The organism is Rothia sp. 32237D007AR (assembly GCF_053544675.1).
This window is the reverse complement of the sequence record NZ_JBPPUO010000006.1, coordinates 107,475-123,908: the sequence shown is the minus strand read 5'-3', so window position 1 is coordinate 123,908 and position 16,434 is coordinate 107,475. Positions and strand designations below refer to the sequence as shown.

Annotated in this window: 13 protein-coding genes and 1 tRNA gene; 12 read left to right on the top strand and 2 right to left on the bottom strand. The window is 55.8% G+C overall.

Annotated elements, in window-relative coordinates:
- Positions 1 to 287: 287 nt before the first annotated feature.
- Both ACED87_RS05810 and ACED87_RS05805 read left to right on the top strand, forming a co-directional pair.
- Positions 288 to 376 (top strand) — tRNA-Leu (locus ACED87_RS05810).
- Between the two features lie 252 nt (positions 377 to 628).
- Positions 629 to 1,777, top strand: a complete 1,149-nt coding sequence (locus ACED87_RS05805) for a protein adenylyltransferase SelO family protein (RefSeq protein WP_449083051.1) — start codon at positions 629 to 631, stop codon at positions 1,775 to 1,777.
- Positions 1,778 to 2,142: 365 nt separating this feature from the next.
- Here ACED87_RS05805 and ACED87_RS05800 read toward each other — a convergent pair whose 3' ends face one another.
- On the bottom strand, positions 2,143 to 3,960 hold the full coding sequence (locus tag ACED87_RS05800; RefSeq protein ID WP_449083050.1) for an MDR family MFS transporter: 1,818 nt from the start codon (positions 3,958 to 3,960) through the stop codon (positions 2,143 to 2,145).
- 387 nt (positions 3,961 to 4,347) lie between these two features.
- On the opposite strand from ACED87_RS05800, the gene ACED87_RS05795 reads away from it, so the two are divergent.
- From ACED87_RS05795 to mshC, 4 genes are all read left to right on the top strand, one after another.
- Positions 4,348 to 5,310, top strand: a complete 963-nt coding sequence (locus ACED87_RS05795) for an L-lactate dehydrogenase (RefSeq protein ID WP_449083048.1) — start codon at positions 4,348 to 4,350, stop codon at positions 5,308 to 5,310.
- A gap of 153 nt (positions 5,311 to 5,463) precedes the next feature.
- Entirely contained in the window at positions 5,464 to 5,763 is a 300-nt protein-coding gene (locus ACED87_RS05790) for a hypothetical protein (RefSeq protein WP_449083046.1), read from the top strand.
- Between the two features lie 89 nt (positions 5,764 to 5,852).
- Complete coding sequence (locus tag ACED87_RS05785) at positions 5,853 to 6,683, top strand: undecaprenyl-diphosphate phosphatase (protein WP_449083044.1); 831 nt, start codon at positions 5,853 to 5,855, stop codon at positions 6,681 to 6,683.
- A 121-nt stretch (positions 6,684 to 6,804) separates the two neighbouring features.
- Positions 6,805 to 8,109: a cysteine--1-D-myo-inosityl 2-amino-2-deoxy-alpha-D-glucopyranoside ligase gene (mshC, locus tag ACED87_RS05780; RefSeq protein ID WP_449083042.1), complete on the top strand. Its 1,305-nt coding sequence runs from the start codon at positions 6,805 to 6,807 to the stop codon at positions 8,107 to 8,109.
- On the opposite strand, the gene ACED87_RS05775 is transcribed toward mshC, so the two are convergent.
- Complete coding sequence (locus ACED87_RS05775) at positions 8,106 to 8,990, bottom strand: PAC2 family protein (RefSeq protein ID WP_449083040.1); 885 nt, start codon at positions 8,988 to 8,990, stop codon at positions 8,106 to 8,108. The two genes, mshC and ACED87_RS05775, sit on opposite strands and share 4 nt — an antisense overlap.
- Positions 8,991 to 9,093: 103 nt before the next feature.
- On the opposite strand from ACED87_RS05775, the gene ACED87_RS05770 reads away from it, so the two are divergent.
- The 6 genes from ACED87_RS05770 to pafA all read left to right on the top strand — a co-directional run bounded on the left by ACED87_RS05770 (position 9,094) and on the right by pafA (position 16,423).
- On the top strand, positions 9,094 to 10,239 hold the full coding sequence (locus ACED87_RS05770; RefSeq protein ID WP_449083038.1) for a site-2 protease family protein: 1,146 nt from the start codon (positions 9,094 to 9,096) through the stop codon (positions 10,237 to 10,239).
- Between the two features lie 65 nt (positions 10,240 to 10,304).
- Complete coding sequence (locus ACED87_RS05765) at positions 10,305 to 11,339, top strand: tRNA (adenine-N1)-methyltransferase (RefSeq protein WP_449083036.1); 1,035 nt, start codon at positions 10,305 to 10,307, stop codon at positions 11,337 to 11,339.
- 90 nt (positions 11,340 to 11,429) lie between these two features.
- On the top strand, positions 11,430 to 13,115 hold the full coding sequence (gene arc, locus ACED87_RS05760; RefSeq protein ID WP_449083034.1) for a proteasome ATPase: 1,686 nt from the start codon (positions 11,430 to 11,432) through the stop codon (positions 13,113 to 13,115).
- 2 nt (positions 13,116 to 13,117) lie between these two features.
- On the top strand, positions 13,118 to 14,710 hold the full coding sequence (gene dop / locus ACED87_RS05755; RefSeq protein ID WP_449089696.1) for a depupylase/deamidase Dop: 1,593 nt from the start codon (positions 13,118 to 13,120) through the stop codon (positions 14,708 to 14,710).
- A 37-nt stretch (positions 14,711 to 14,747) separates the two neighbouring features.
- Positions 14,748 to 14,945: a ubiquitin-like protein Pup gene (locus ACED87_RS05750; protein ID WP_449083030.1), complete on the top strand. Its 198-nt coding sequence runs from the start codon at positions 14,748 to 14,750 to the stop codon at positions 14,943 to 14,945.
- Between the two features lie 44 nt (positions 14,946 to 14,989).
- Positions 14,990 to 16,423 carry a Pup--protein ligase gene (pafA, locus tag ACED87_RS05745; protein WP_449083028.1) on the top strand — a complete coding sequence of 478 codons (1,434 nt, stop codon included), beginning with the start codon at positions 14,990 to 14,992 and terminating at the stop codon, positions 16,421 to 16,423.
- Positions 16,424 to 16,434: the final 11 nt, after the last annotated feature.

Genomic DNA, 16,434 nt, shown 5'->3' with positions numbered 1-16,434 from the left:
CCCCTCGCGCACCATATAACCCCTAGTGGGAATATAGAAGGAACCGGCTCCTGTTGACAGGAGCCGGTTTTTTGTTGACAGCTAGGCTCCACAAGTCCCAAAGCTGGTTTATCTGGTTTCTGCAAGGCTGGTGGTTGGGAAGCAACTGGGGGCCTTTTTTCTGCTATGTGTATGTGATGGAGCTTATGCCACCAAAGCCCCTTTCTGGTTTGCGTGCGTGAGAAGTGCTCGGTATAGTTATTACTCGTTGCCAGCACGGCTTTGGAAAAAGACGTGTAAGACACCTTGCGCGGGTGGCGGAATAGGCAGACGCGCTAGCTTGAGGTGCTAGTCCTCGTATTAGAGGGTGGGGGTTCAAGTCCCCCCTCGCGCACCATATAACCCCTAGTGGGAATATAGAAGGAACCGGCTCCTGTTGACAGGAGCCGGTTTTTTGTTGCTCTTTGGCCTGTATTCGGCGCTAAGGTTTGAACGGTATTCTTCTGCCCTGGTTAGATCATCAACTTTACTCATCAGTTAAACTGATTATTTTTGGCTGGCGCCCTTAAAAAATTTTTTTTGAGCAGGGGGCAGTACCCTGCCTCAAAGCCAGTTCTTATAGCCTCAGACCGGGCGATAAACTGGCTCTATGCAACCTACCGTACCCCGTTCGTCCGCCCCGGCCCTTGAACATACCTACGCGCAGAGCTTCCCAGACCTAGCCCACCCGGCCGAAACAGATATTCGGCAGGGAACACGCTTGGCCTGGCTCAATGAGGAACTAGCTCAAGACCTAGGGCTAGACCAGGCTTGGTTGCGCAGCGCAGCGGGCCTAGCCTGGATGACCGGCAGGGGAGAGGCCCCTACCTTCGCCATGGCCTATTCGGGGTATCAATTCGGGCAGTTATCGCCAGTGCTGGGGGACGGGCGCGCCCACCTGGTCGGTGAACTCCTACTTCCAGAACAGGGGAGTGTAGGAAACCGCTCTCTGGGCCATAATCGTGTTGATGTGCATCTAAAAGGCAGTGGGCGGACGCTCTTCTCCCGCCCCGGTTCGGACGGCAAGGCCCCACTATCAGCAGCCTGGCGAGAAGCAATCATCGGGGAATCCTTGCATGCCCTTGGCCTGCCAACCAGTAGGGCCCTGGCTGTCTTTGAAACCGGTGAAAAAATACAGCGCCGGGCACCCGAGCCGGAGCCAGCGGGCCTGGTGCTGCGAGTTGCTGCCAGCCACCTGCGGGTGGGCACCTTCCAGTACGCCCAGTACCACTGTGACCGGCAGATAAGACAACAGTTGGTAGACTATGCCCTCGCACGGCACTACCCGCACCTTCTAGAGGGCAAGCCGGGTGAGGAACGTGCCTTAGGCCTGCTTAGTGCCGTGGCGCAGCGGCAAGCCCATCTAGTGGCACATTGGCAGGCCCTGGGGTTCGTACACGGGGTGCTCAATACCGATAACGTGACTATCTCAGGTGAAGCTATCGACTTTGGCCCCTGTGCTTTTATTGATGCATTTGAGCGTGGCAAGGTTTTTAGTTCCATCGACCGCCAGGGGCGCTACGCTTACAAGAATCAGCCCGGCATCACCGCATGGAATCTTTCCCGCTTTGCTGAAGCCCTGCTCGATATCATCGACCCAGAGAACCCCAACCGGGCGGTTCACCTAGCCACCGAGGTTATTTCTAACTGTGAAGATGAGATTCTTGAGCGGCAGGCAGAGGTTTTTGCAGTCAAACTAGGCATTGACCTGGCAGGAGCTAGTGCGGGCACCCGCACACAGGTAGACCGGTTCGTATAAGAAACCCTGGGTCTACTCGAAAGCTATGCCCTAGATTTCACTGGTTTCTTTAGATCTTTAGCTGAAGGCAACTGCTTACTCCCTGAGGCTGCACACGAGGGATGGAATAAACAGTTGCAGCAGCTCAGGGCGGCCACCAACACTAGCCCTCTGCGGGCTACTGAGCTGATGCTTGCCCAGAACCCGGTGTATATTCCGCGAAATCTTGCCCTTGACGCTGCTTTACGTCAGGTTGAAGCGGGCAATGTGCAGCCTGTGCTGAAGATGTTGGAGGCGGTGTGCGCGCCCTTTGAGCGCCTCAAGGGCTGTGAACACCTTGAGGGCGCTCCTGCAGAATCCCGTTTTTTCACGAGTTTCTGTGGGACTTAACCCTGTTTGTTACTCTGCGCATTCTCCTGCAAGCCTGATACTGCGCGTAGCGGGGGAGTCTTGAAGAAGAGGGTCAGAATAAAGGCCAGCAGGGTGGCGAAGAAACCGACCCAGTAGACCGAGAGGGTTGAGGTGTTGAAGCCAACCATGAATGGGCGGGTGAGGCGGGCATCTGCCCCGGTGAGGTATGACGTATCAGAGATTGACGCTTCTGCCCCTTCTCCCTCTGTTGAGGTTGCAGATATTTGCTCGGCCAGGGTGGGGGTGAGCTGTTCGACCCAGTAGGTGCGTTGGGTGTCATCTGACCAGTCAACAGCCTGCTGGCTGGCGATGGAGGCCTTTGCTGGTTCTACGATCGGGTTCCACATCTCCTGCATAATGCCCTGATTCTCAGGGGCGGACGCCACGGCAGGGGTGAGTGCCGCATCGAGACCTGGGCGCAGGTCGTCCTCATTGCCTATGGCCTGCATGATGTTGCCGGGCATGGTGGAGAAGAGGATGGAGAGCAGAACGGCGGTGCCCAGGGTGCCACCAATCTGGCGGAAGAAGGTGGATGCTGATGAAGCTACACCCATGTAGGCCGGTGAAACAGCGTTTTGAGCTGCTAGGGTGAGGGATTGCATGAGCTGGCCCAGGCCAAGGCCCATAAGGAACATGGCTACCATGAGGAACCAGAGGGGTCGGTCAGCTGTCATGAAGGTCAGGTAGTAGTAGGCCAGGACCATAAAGGCGGTGCCGAGTATAGGGAAGATGCGGTACTTGCCGGTGCTGGCGACCAGGCGGCCAGAGACGATGGAGGCAATCATGATGCCGGCCATCAGGGGCAAGGTGGCAAAGCCTGCCTCGGTGGGGGTGAGCCCGGTGACGATTTGCAGGTAGAGGGGGATGGTCATCATGGCACCGAACATTCCGAAGCCTACTAAGAAGCCCAGGGTGGATGACATGGAGAATGCGCCGGAGCGGAAGAGCGCTAGCTGGAGGATGGCGTCTTGCCCCATCTTGGATTCAATGATGAGGAAGGCTGCTAGGCCCACAGCGGAGATGGTGAAGCAGGTGATGGATGCTGTAGAAGTCCAGCCCCATTCGCGGCCCTGTTCAGCAACGAGTAGTAGGGGAAGGAGGGCTACCACTACGCTGCTTGCGCCCCACCAGTCAACGCGGGGTTTGAGGCTGGTGTCGGTGAGGCGGGGTAGGTGAAGAAATTTCCAGACTATGGCCAGGGCGATGATGCCGATAGGGACGTTGATCAGGAAGACCCAGCGCCAGCCGGTAATCCATAGGATCTCATCGCTGCCAGCGAAGAGTCCTCCGGTGAGTGGGCCGAGCACGGAGGAGATGCCGAAGACGGCCAGGAAGTAGCCCTGGTATTTGGCGCGTTCACGAGGAGCTAGCATATCGCCCATAATTGCCATGGGCAGAGATATGAGGGCACCTGCGCCGATGCCTTGGAAGGCGCGGAAGGCTGCCAGCATGGTCATAGAGGTGCAGAAGCTTGAGAGTAGTGAGCCCAAGATGAAGACCATGATGCCAAAGAGGTAGAGGGGGCGGCGTCCGAAGAGGTCGGAGAGTTTGCCGTAGATGGGGGTGGTGATGGTGGATGTGATCATGTAGGCGGTGGTGACCCAGGCTTGCTGTTCGAGGCCGTGTAAGTCGTCACCGATTGTTCTGATGGCTGTAGAGACGATGGTCTGGTCGAGGGATGAGAGGAACATGCCGGCCATGAGACCAAGAATGACCAGCATGATTTGCCGGTGGGTCATCAGGGGTTGGTCTTGACTGCCTGTGTGTTCTGGTGTTGCCGGTATTGTAGACATGAGGAACCTTTTATCAGGAGTGGAGTGAGGGGCGCTGTTTTGCTTGGTCTACGGTGGGCGGACGCTGGTTTGCGAGCGGGTGCGTAGTCTTGGGTTTGCGCACCTCATAAGTTTATGTGCAGTTCTGCAAAAATGCTTCCTTCTGAAAGCGTCTTGTATGACACAATGTTGAGGGCGCAGATGGGAAGAGAGAAGCAATGGAATGTGACCTTACACAAAAGGTCACACTGCACATATTTGGGTTTGCGGGCCTTTTTGAGTAAAGGTCAGTGAAACCCCAAATGAAAAGCGCATAAACCCAATAAACCACCGCATTATTTTCTGACATACTTGAGGATGTCACGAACACAGAACAACCCCCACAGCATCTGCTGAAAGGAACCTCCTATGTCTCTCGAAAAGAAGCACACTAAGCTCGGCGTTATCGGCGCTGGTGGCGTTGGCTCAGCTATCGCCTACGCATCAACCCTCCGTGGCGCTGCCGACGAAGTTGTTATCTACGACATCGCAGCTGCACGCGCTGAGGCAGAAGGCCTGGACATCGCCCACGGTACCCTGTTTGCTCACGAAGTAGAGGTTGCAGGTAGCGGCGACGTAGAAATTCTGCGCGATGCTGACCTGATCATCGTCACCGCAGGTGCCCGCCAGCAGCCCGGCCAGCCCCGCCTGGAACTGGCAGAAGCAAACGTCAACATCTTCAAGGCTATGCTTCCTAAGGTCATGGAAGTTGCACCCAACGCTATCCTCATGATCGTCACCAACCCCTGTGACGTCCTGGCTGTTGTTGCCCAGAAGATCACCGGTCTGCCCACCGAGCGCTGCTTCGCCTCAGGTACCGTCCTTGACTCATCCCGCCTGCGCTGGCTCATCGCCGAAAAGGCTGGCGTTGCCATCAACTCTGTTGACGCCAACATCGTTGGTGAGCACGGCGACTCCGAGTTCCCCGTCTGGTCAGCAGCTAACATCGGCATGGTTCCCCTGGACGAATGGACCAACGAAGAAGGCGAAAAGATCTTCACCGAAGAGGTCAAGGCCGAACTTGCTGAAGAAGCTATGCGCGCAGCCTACAAGGTCATCGAAGGTAAGGGCTCAACCAACTACGCTATCGGTGTCTCTGCAACCCGTATCGCCGAAGCCATCCTTGGTGGCCAGAACGCTGTACTGAACGTTGCTACCCAGCTGCGTGGCCGTTACGGCATCGAAGGTGAAGCTGCCCTGTCACTTCCCTCAATCGTCTCCCGTGAAGGTGTCAAGCGCGTCCTTGACGTTCCCATGTCAGACGAAGAAATTGAGCGTCTGCGCAACTCAGCCAAGGCCCTCAACGAGTCCCTGGCAAGCCTGGGTTTCTAAACCTGAGCCTTTCCTAGCCTTTCGCTAGTTAGCTCATAGACGGCGCCGCCTCACCTCTTTAAGAGAGGGGAGGCGGCGCTGTTGTGTGTGATTCACCAAATTTTTACCGCACAGTATTTCACACCCTCGGTGAAAGAGAGTAACGTCTACTGTATGAGTAATAATCCTCGTGCCGAACTGGCTCACCTGACCGCCGCCCTCGAAGAGCACCTTAACGCTATCGTCAATAGCCGTGGGGACCACGATGCCGCCGTCGACCAAACTTACGTAGCTATCGCAAACGCCTTCGAACGCTACGAAGAAGCCCTGTTCGATGCCTACGAAGAGGTCACCCCGCTTGAAGTTTTCATCGAAGATGAGGATGATGACGACGACGATGACTTCGACTACGACTTTGATGAAGATGACGAAGACGATGAGGTGGAGTACTACCTCGATGAAGAGCAGAAGTAGACCGCTTACCTAGGTCCCTCCTGTTATTCCCAGCACAGCACCGCCAGCGGTGCTGTGCTTTTTCTTTTCCTAGCGTAGAGTTTTCTGCTGTGGAATGGATACAAGCAATTATCCTGGGTCTTGTCCAGGGTCTAACTGAGTTTTTGCCGATCTCGTCATCGGGTCATATTCGTATCGTAGGTCAGTTCTTGCCGAACAATGAAGACCCCGGTGCGGCGTTTACCGCTATTACCCAGCTGGGTACTGAAGCGGCTGTTTTGGTCTTCTTCTGGAAGGACATCGTTCGAATCATCAAGAACTGGTTTGGTTCTTTGGTGGGTAAGGTCGATAAGAAGGATCCGGACGCTCGTATGGGCTGGTTCATTATTATCGGCTCCTTGCCCATCGGTATTCTGGGCATCTTGCTGGAAGACTACATCGATTCGACCTTCCGCAGCCTGTGGATCACTGCCACCATGCTGATTGTCTTTGCAATCTTCCTGGGCATTGCAGACCGCATCGGCCGCGAGCAGCGAGAGCTTAAAGATCTGACCGTCAAGCACGGTATTATCTACGGTTTCGCCCAGGCGCTAGCCCTGGTCCCTGGCGTGTCACGCTCTGGCGGTACTATCATGGCAGGTCTGCTCATGGGTTATACCCGTGAGGCTGCAGCCCGCTATTCCTTCCTTCTGGCTGTTCCCGCCGTTTTCGCATCGGGTCTCTATAAGCTAGCAGGGAGCCTCTCTGAGGGCTTTACCGGCTACTATGGCCTGGGTTCTACCGTAGTTGCGACCCTGGTTGCCTTCGTGGTGGGTTACCTGATTATTGGCTGGTTCCTCAAATATGTTTCTAACAAGAGTTACAGCATCTTTGTCTGGTACCGAATCGCCCTGGGTCTTGCCCTGTACATCCTTCTAGGCACCGGCGTCCTCGCTGCGTAGACCTGACTCACTCTCTTACCCGCCCGGAAATAGCTTTCCGGGCGGGTATTGTTTTAGTGAGAGAAAAAGCGCCGCCCGGGATAGCCTTGGGTGGGAGCATAGCAACTATCGTGAGGTTTTCATGCGAGCTTGGGATCAGCCCACCATTCCGTCACTCCCGGGGCAGGCGCCCCTCCCTACCATCTTCGATACTGCAGCAGGAAGCCGGCAAACTCTTGAGCGCGAGAGCCGCGCCGGGCTGTATGTGTGCGGTATTACCCCCTACGACGCTACCCACATGGGGCATGCCTCTACCTATGTTGCTTTTGATGTGCTCAACCGTGCCTGGCGTGACGCTGGGGTAGAGGTGACGTTCGTGCAGAACGTCACCGATGTTGATGACCCCTTGCTCGAACGTGCTGAAGCTACAGGTGTTGATTGGCGTGAGCTAGCTGAGGAGCAGACTGAGCTCTTCCGCAGCGACATGGTGGCCCTGAACGTGATCGCCCCTGACCATTATGTAAGTGTTGTAGACTCGGTTCCTTCTGTGGTGGCTGCTGTGCAAAAGCTTCTTCGTGAGGGCCTGGCCTACCGTGTGCCCGGGTTTACCGATGAGCAGGGCCTTGCCCAGCCTGATGGCGATATTTATTTTGATATTGAAGCTGCCCAGAAGCTGGGTAAAAACAGTGATGGCGGCTGGTCCTTAGGGCAGGTAGCCCACTACAGCCCCGAAGAGATGCTGACTATTTTTGGTGAGCGCGGTGGTGACCCTCAGCGCCCCGGTAAGCGCAACGCCTTGGACCCTTTGCTGTGGCGTCTTGAGCGGCCAGGGGAGCCTTCCTGGGAGGCAGGGGAGCTAGGACGCGGCCGCCCAGGCTGGCATATTGAGTGCAGCGTCATTTCGAGTGAGTTCCTGGGCGCACCTTTCTCTGTGCAAGGTGGCGGCTCTGACCTGATTTTCCCCCACCACGATTTGGGTTCTAGCCACTCGTTCGCTCTCAACGGTAAGCCCATGGCCCGCCACTATATGCACACTGGCATGGTGGGCCTTGACGGGGAGAAGATGAGTAAATCCCTGGGCAACCTGGTGCTGGTGTCGAAGCTGCGGGCTGCGGGTGTGGAGCCTGCCGCGATCCGCTTGGCCATTATGGATAACCACTACCGCACCGATTGGTTCTGGCAGGATGATTTATTGGCTAAGGCGCAGGGTCGCTTGGAGCTTTACCGTTCTGCTGTGGAGACTGCCCAGGGGCAGGCTGATGAGGCGGCTTTGGCTTTGCTTGATGCCGTCCGCCAGCACCTGGCTGATGATCTTAACACCCCTGCCGCCCTGGTTGCGCTTGACCTGTGGGCTCTTTCTACCCTGGAAAACGGTGGGGCTGGCGGCCAGCTGGTAGCTGACTTGCTCATGGCACGCCTGGGTGTTGATCTGGCACCTACTGCTTAGTTGTCGTCCTGGTCTTTGAGGAATTTCTCGAACTGGGCCGCAATATCTATGTGGCTGAGGTCAGCGATGTCGTCGGTGGCCTCAGCTATTGATTCCAGGGTGCGCACATAGTTGGCGAGGTCGGGCTCATCTTCGGTGAGGGCATCGGCCTGGTGGTTCCAGTTGGCGATGTCATCTGCACTGCGCTCTAGGGGCAGGGGGAACCCTAGTATAGCTTCGAGGGCAGAGAGCAAGGTGAAGGTTGCTTTGGGGTGGGGTGGCTCTGGTAGGTAGTGGGGCACTGATACCCACAGTGAGAGAGCTGGGATCTGGGCCTTCCCAGCTTCGTAGGCCAGCACACCAATCAGGCCTGTGGGGCCCTGGTAGGTGTTGGTTTCTACCCCATCGAGGGCAAGGACGCTGCTGGTAAAGCTGGTGACGCTCAGTGGCAGGGGGCGGGTGTGGGGAACCTCATCGAGTAAGGCCCCGCAGAAAACAACCAGGTCAATCTTTTCTTGGGCTATGAAGTCTTTGAAGCGGTCGCTGTAGGTCTGCCAGTTCATGGAGGGTTCGGGCCCGGAGAGCGTGAGCAGGCGGATACCGGATGTTGTTTGCGCTTCAGTAAAAATGCTTTCGGGCCAGGTAATGCGCTGGGTGCCCTTATCGTCGATGCTCAGGAGGGGGCGGGTCTCAGTGTAGTTGTAGCAGCCGCTGGTATCGAACCCTGACATGGGTGTAGTGGGGTAGTGTTCCCAGATAGCGCGGAAGGCTTCGATGGTGGCATCACCGGCGTCATTCCAGCCACTAAAACTGACCAGGAGCACTGTAGGGGCATGGCCCGGCTGGGCTGAGGCGGTTGCAAAACGGTCGAGAGCGTTGAGAGGCAGGGGCTGATTAATCACCCCCCATATCCTACCCCTGATAGGCCATAACCTCTAGACGTAATAGACTAAAGAGGCTGGGGGGAACTGCACCGGCAGAATAGCGCTCAGGAGGTAATAGGGTATGGGTTCCTATCCGGGTCTACGCATCGGTTCTTTTGCGGGTGCACCTATTTACCTGCGCTGGTCGTGGTTCCCCTTAATGGCTGTGGTTCTGGTGGGCTATGGCCTGAATCTAGCTTCTTTGCCGTCTTTATCAGTGGCGCAGGGCTACCTGGCTGCTGGCGTGGTTGCCGGCACTTTAGCTCTGGGGGTTTTCGCCCATGAGCTGGCCCATGCTGTAGTTGGCCGTGCTCGGGGTGCGAATATTTCGTCTATCTCCCTTAACATGTGGGGTGGTCAGACGAGAATGCAGGCTACCTCAGCTAGCACCTCAGCGTTGGTGGCGGTAGCGGGCCCGATAATCAACGGTGTGATAGCCGCCCTGTGCCAGCTGGTATGGCTGGCAACGGGGTCAGCTGATTTCTTCGGGTTTGCTCTTGCGGCCCAACTTAATCTTGCCATCGGCCTCTTTAACCTCATACCAGCCTTCCCCTTAGACGGTGGCTATGCTTTAGAGGCAATTATCTTCATGGTGGTTGGGCGCCGATCGGTGGCAACTCGTGTGACAGCCTATACGGGTCTGCTCCTGCTCACATTACTGGTCAGCGTCCTACTCTTTACGGGTCAGTGGCGTTCCTTCTGGGTTCTGCTTGTAGCCGGGGCTTTAGCCTTCTACCTATGGAAGGGCACCCGTTATACTCTCAGGCGATTAGCCCAGGATTCAGACCCTTATCACCCCTTGCGGGCGTCTTCGCTAATGGTGCCAGCCCAGTTTGTCGATGGGCGAAGCACTATCGGTGGCGCCTGCCGAGACTGGGACGGCAGCTCCCCCCTCCTTCTTGTAGAGCAAATCGGGGCAGGGGAGCGCCCTCTAGCTTGGGTAGACCCGGCCACCTTAGCTGCTGCTCTTGGTTCTCTTGCGCATCAGCCCCTGGTTTCTATTGCCCAGCCGGTTGCAGCTCGTTCGCTTCCCCTCACAGCTGGCTCCATCGACACTCTTGATGAATGTAGCGGTTTCGCCCACTACCGTCTGCCTCAAGAACAGCAGGGGCAGAATCTCGCCTGGGTGGTTGTGGACGGTGCTACTACCGTGGGCCTGATAACCTCTCAGGCTATGACGCGGGTGGGGCTTTCTGCCGTGGGCGCTGGCACGTCTTCATCTAAATGACCCCATGGCGCTTTTCTGAGACAATAGAAGAAACTAGACCAAAATCGAAAGAGAAATCTGACTTTATGAGTACCCCTACAGGTAGTGTCAACCGCCGTGGCCCCTTCCGCCCGGGAGAACGCGTCCAGCTGACCGATGATCGCGGACGCATGACCACCATTACCCTGGCAGAAGGCGGGGAATACCATTCCCATCGCGGGTTTTTTAAGCACAGTGAGCTCATCGGCAACGTTGAGGGCAGCGTGATTGAAAACTCCGAAGGCATCAAATTCCAGGCCCTGCGCCCGCTCTATAAGGACTTTGTGCTCTCTATGCCCCGCGGCGCTGCCGTGGTGTACCCCAAGGACGCCGGCCAGATCGTGGCCATGGCCGATATCTTCCCCGGTGCTCGTGTGATTGAGGCCGGTGTCGGCTCTGGTGCGCTCTCTATCGCTTTGCTGCGTGCAGTAGGCGACGGCGGGCACCTGCGCTCCTTTGAACGCCGCGAGGAGTTCGCTGATATTGCCCGCGGTAACATCGAAACCTTCTTCGGCGGGCAGCACCCGGCCTGGTCCCTGACCCTGGGTGATTTGGCTGAGGCTCTGGGCGAGGTTGAGGAGCCAGGCAGCGTGGACCGTGCCGTGCTCGATATGCTGGCCCCCTGGGAATGTCTGGATGCTGTGGCTACAGCCCTGGCACCAGGCGGCGTCATTATCTGCTATGTTGCCACCGTCACCCAGCTCTCGCGTGTGGCTGAGGCCTTGCGCGCCGATGGCCGTTTCACCGAGCCGGAATCTCACGAGACCATGGTCCGCGGCTGGCATGTGGAGGGTCTGGCAGTGCGCCCTGACCACCGCATGGTAGCTCACACGGGCTTCCTTATCACAGCCCGCCGCCTAGCTGATGGGGCAGAGCGCCTGGCACCTAAGCGTCGTGCATCAAAGACTGATTTCTCTGAAGAGGACATGAATGCCTGGACGCCCGCAGCTCTAGGTGAGCGCAACGTCTCTGACCGTAAGCTACGCCGTGCTGGCCGAGATGCCCTGAGCCTGGCCGAAAAGGCCGCAGCAGCAGCTCAGAAAGCTACGGTTGCTGAGACTGACCAGAACCACAATAAGTAAACCCCTAAGAAGGCTTCGCCACCGTCGATAGTTGAGGTGGCGGGGCTGTGACTCACCAGTGAGTCGTGACCAGAAAGAAGTGCCCACAGCATGAGTGAACGTTTACCCGTTTCATCGGAGGACTACGAGCGTATTCTGCGCCAGCTCAACCTAGCTAACGATAGCCGCCGTAACCTTGACCGGCAGCTGCGGACTGCTGGCGAGCGCAATCAGAAGCTGGTGGCGGCGCTGACGAAGACCAAGAACGAAATTGAGCATCTGCGCTTGGCTTTGTCTAAGGATGTTTCCCCGCCTCTGAATTCGGCTCTGGTGTTGGGGGTTAGTGGGGCTACGATGACCTATCAGGATCTTGCTGAGGGTAAGACTCCGGCTGAGGTTGAAGAGCATCTTGATGTTTTGTTGGGTGGCCGTCTGGTGCGTATTACCTGTTCTCCTTTGTTGCCGATTGCTCAGGTGAAGCCGGGTATGACTGTGCTGCTCAATGACCAGACTCAGGCTGTGGTGTCGCTGGGGTTTGAGGGTTATGGTGATGTGGTGACGGTGCGTGAGGTGCTTGATTCGGAGCATCTGGTGGTTGATTTGCCGAATCAGTCTAAGGCGGTTGCCCGTATTTCAGGTGCCCTGGATGTGGATGCTTTGCGGGTGGGTGATGCTGTTACCTATGATTCGCGTCTTCAGATGGTGACTTCTGTGGTTCCTGCTACGGATGCTCAGGAGCTGGTGCTGGAGGAGGTTCCTGATGTTACCTATGACAATATTGGTGGCTTGGGTGCTCAGATTGATTTGATTCGTGATGCTGTGGAGTTGCCTTTCTTGCACCCGGAGATTTACCGGCAATACCAGTTGACCCCGCCTAAGGGTATTTTGCTCTATGGCCCTCCCGGTAACGGTAAGACTTTGATTGCTAAGGCTGTGGCTAATTCTTTGGCGGTTCGGGCGGCGGAGCGTTCTGAGGGCGGGAAGAAGACGGGCTATTTCTTGAATATTAAGGGCCCGGAGCTGCTTGATAAGTATGTGGGTGAGACTGAGCGTCAGATTCGCGATATTTTTTCGGCTGCCCGTGATAAGGCTCGCGCTGGGAACCCTGTGGTGGTTTTCTTTGATGAGATGGAGTCGCTTTTCCGTACGCGTGGTTCGGGTCGTTCTTCGGATGTGGAAACTACTATTGTGCCTCAGCTCTTGGCTGAGATTGATGGTGTGGAGAGCCTGGATAATGTGATTGTTATTGGTGCGACTAACCGTGAGGACATGATTGATCCGGCTGTTTTGCGTCCTGGTCGTTTAGATGTGAAGATTCGTATTAACCGCCCGGATCGGGCTGGTGCTGTTGAAATCTTTGGTCTTTACTTGACGGAGGATTTGCCGATTAGTCAGCGTGAGGTTGCTCAGGCTGGGTCGAAGCAGCAGGCTGTGGCTAGCATGATTGATACTGTGGTGGGGCATCTCTTTTCAAGGGAGCCGGCTAACCGTTACATTAGTGTTGATATGGAGGACGGTTCTAGCCGTTGGCTCTTGCGCGGTGATTTCCTCTCTGGTGCGGTGATTCGTAATATCGTCAATCAGGCTAAGAAACTGGCTATTAAGTCCTATCTGTCTACTGGTGCTGAGGGTATGAGCACTGAGCATCTTTTAGAGGCGGTGCGGGCTGAGTTTGAGGATCAGGTTGAGGTTCCTCAGGCCAGTGAGATTGAGGATGTGCTTTCTACCTTGAATGTTCGTGGGCGTGTGGTGAATGCGGCTCCTGCTCGTGCTGTCAGTCAGGGTGAGGGGGTTTAGGTATGTCTGTCCGTCGTATTATGGGCGCTGAAACTGAGTATGGGGTGCATGCCCCGAATCAGCCTCAGGCTAACCCTACGGTGCTTTCTGCCTTTGTGGTGAACACCTATGACACTCTCTTTAAGCAGGAGCTTTCATCGGCGCTTGAGACGCGCTGGGAGTATGGTTCTGAGGCGCCTTTGGTGGATGCTCGTGGCTTTGAGATGTCGCGGGAGCAGGCTCACCCTACCCAGCTCACTGATACTGCCCATGTGCTGACCAGTGAAGATATTGCTGCTGAGGCTTTGAGTGAGGCTGGGTATTTTGCTGAGCGTATCGACTGGGATGCGGTCACGATGAATTCTATTTTGCCTAATGGGGCTCGTTTCTATGTGGATCATGCTCACCCGGAGTATTCCTCGCCTGAGGTGACGAACCCGCGTGATGCCGTCCTGTGGGATGCTGCTGGTGATTATATTGCTGCCCAGACTGTAGCGACTATTGAAAAGGTGACTGCAAATAATAGTTCAGCTATGCCTGCGGTTAATCTTTATAAGAATAATACGGACGGTAAGGGGCAGTCTTATGGTTCCCATGAGAATTACCTGGTGCCTCGTTCTGTAGATTTTGAGTACCTGGCTGCTGCCTTGTTGCCTTTCTTTGCTACCCGTCAGGTTATGGTGGGGGCAGGGCGTCTGGGCTTGGGTGTAGCGGGGGAGCAGGCTGGTTTTCAGATATCTCAGCGGGCTGACTTTTTTGAGCGTACTATTGGGCTGGAAACCACTGTGCGCCGTCCTATGATTAATACCCGTGATGAGCCCCATGCTGATGGTAGCCGCTACCGTCGTTTGCATGTGATTACCGGGGATGCTAATTTTTCGCATACTTCTAACCTGCTGAAGTTCGGCACTATGGCCCTGGTGCTTAACCTGGTGGAGGCCAAGGCGGTTCCTGCTCTTAAGCTGGCTGATGCGGTTTCTGCCATGCACACGGTGAGCCATGATCTGACCTTTACCGCCCAGTTGCCTCTGGCCGGTGGGGGTACTATGAGCGCCTTAGAGATTCAGCGGGTTTACCTTGACGCTGCTCAGGCTTTAGAGTCTAACCCCGATGAGGCAACCGCAGAGATTTTGAACCTGTGGGATGAAGTGCTGACAGCTCTTGAGAGTAACCCGCTGTCTTTAGCGAACCGTTTGGATTGGGTTGCGAAGTATGCCCTACTTAAAGGCTACGTTGATCGGGGCTTGAGCTGGGGGGATCCTAAACTGGCTGCTATTGACTTGCAGTATTCGGACGTCCGCCCCGACAAGGGTCTTTACCATAAGCTGGTTGCCCTGGGGCGTATGCGCACGCTCTTTAGCGGCGAAGAGATTGCTCGGGCTGCGGCAGAACCGCCGCGTGATACTCGTGCTTTCTTACGCGGTAAGCTCATTACTACCTGGCCTGATGAGGTGATTGGCGCTAACTGGGATACGCTGTCAGTGCGTAACCCTCTCTCCATTGACCTGCATCGTTTGACGATGGATGACCCGGAGCATTTTACCGCCGACCTTGTAGAACCCCACTTGGGGTTAGAACATGCTGATCAGCTTTTTACTATTCTTGCTGATCAGTAACCTAGCTAGCCTTTAACCGCAGAGAAAAGAGAAAACTATGGAACGTATCCAGCGTCAGAGCACTACCTCAACCAGCGCCCAGCAGGTAGAAGAGGTAGCTATTGCCAGCCAGAATACCGAAGTGAATGAACAGGCCGTCTCAGATATTGATGACCTGCTAGCAGAAATTGACGGTGTGCTGGAAGAAAACGCCGAAGACTTCGTCAAGGGCTTCGTACAAAAGGGCGGCCAGTAGGGCCTCGCCTGACCCATCCCGCCCCTCAACGCTAAGGAAGAACCGTGGAACGCAGAATATTCGGCATTGAAACTGAGTTTGGTATCAGATACATCCCGAAAGGGCTTGGGCCTTTGGCCCCTGAAGAAGCTGCTCGTAAGCTCTTCAAACCGGTGGTTGATACCTGGCGTTCCTCTAACGTCTTCCTGCCCAATGGGGGGCGTCTTTACCTGGATGTGGGTTCTCACCCCGAATACGCCACCGCGGAGACAGCCTCAGTTCGTGATGCCTTGATTCAGGATAAGGCGGGGGAGTTCCTGCTGAATGACCTGGTTAACCAGGCTGAGGACTCTCTAGAAGCTGAGGGCCACCAGGGGCAGATTTTCCTCTTCAAAAATAATGTTGATTCGGTCGGTAATTCTTTTGGATCTCACGAGAATTACATGCTTGAACGTAAGGTGGAGTTCTCTCGCCTGGTGCGTTCGCTGATTCCTTTTTTGATTACTCGTCAGATTGTTGTGGGTGCGGGTAAAGCTCACGCTGATGGTCCGCCGCAGTGGGGCGGACGTCCGCTGGGGGTAGAGGGGGAGCCTAGTTTCTCTTTCTCCCAGCGAGCCGACCATATCTGGGAGGGTTCCTCAACGGCCACTACCCGTGCCCGCCCCATTATTAACACTCGTGATGAGCCGCATGCCGATGCCACGCTCTATCGTCGTATGCACGTCATTAATGGGGACTCCAACATGTCCCAGGCAACCACTATGCTCAAGCTTGGTGCCACGGATCTGGTGCTTCGTATGCTCGAGGACTACTATCCCCTCGAAAATTTTGAAATTAAAGATACGGCTACAGCCCTGCGCGTCATCTCCCATGACCTCACCGGCACCGCTACCTTCCCTCTGGCTGATGGTCGGGAGGCAAATGCCCTTACGTTACAGCGTCATTACCAGGTTGCAGCTTGCCGGTATATCGAGGAGAAGGGCGCCCACCATGAGGATGTCCCCTACATTCTTGATCTCTGGGAGCGGGCTCTTGATGCTGTAGAAAGTGGCGATACTTCTCTGATTGATACTGAGATTGATTGGGCTATCAAGAAGAAGCTACTTGATACCTATATTGCCCGTGGAGCCAGTGGCTATGATGACCCTAAAATCCAGCAGCTTGATTTGGCCTACCACGATATTGACCCCGCCCGTGGTGTCTTTGGTCTGCTGACCCGCAACGGTCTGGTCAAAAATCTCATCAGCCAGGATGAGATCGCTCATGCCACCGTGTACCCGCCTGCAACCAGGGCGTCCTTGCGTGGCCGCTTTATCAGTGCTGCCCGCAATGCTGGGGAGCCCTTTACCGTTGACTGGGTGCACCTTAAACTCAACAATAAGCCGCACCTGACCGTTGTGTGTAAAGACCCTTTCGCTACTGAAAGTGCGGCTTTAGAAGAGCTTATCGCTACCTTAGCCACAGGCTCGCAGGGCCCCTGGTCACCGCCTTTCATCTAGGCGAGCCAGAG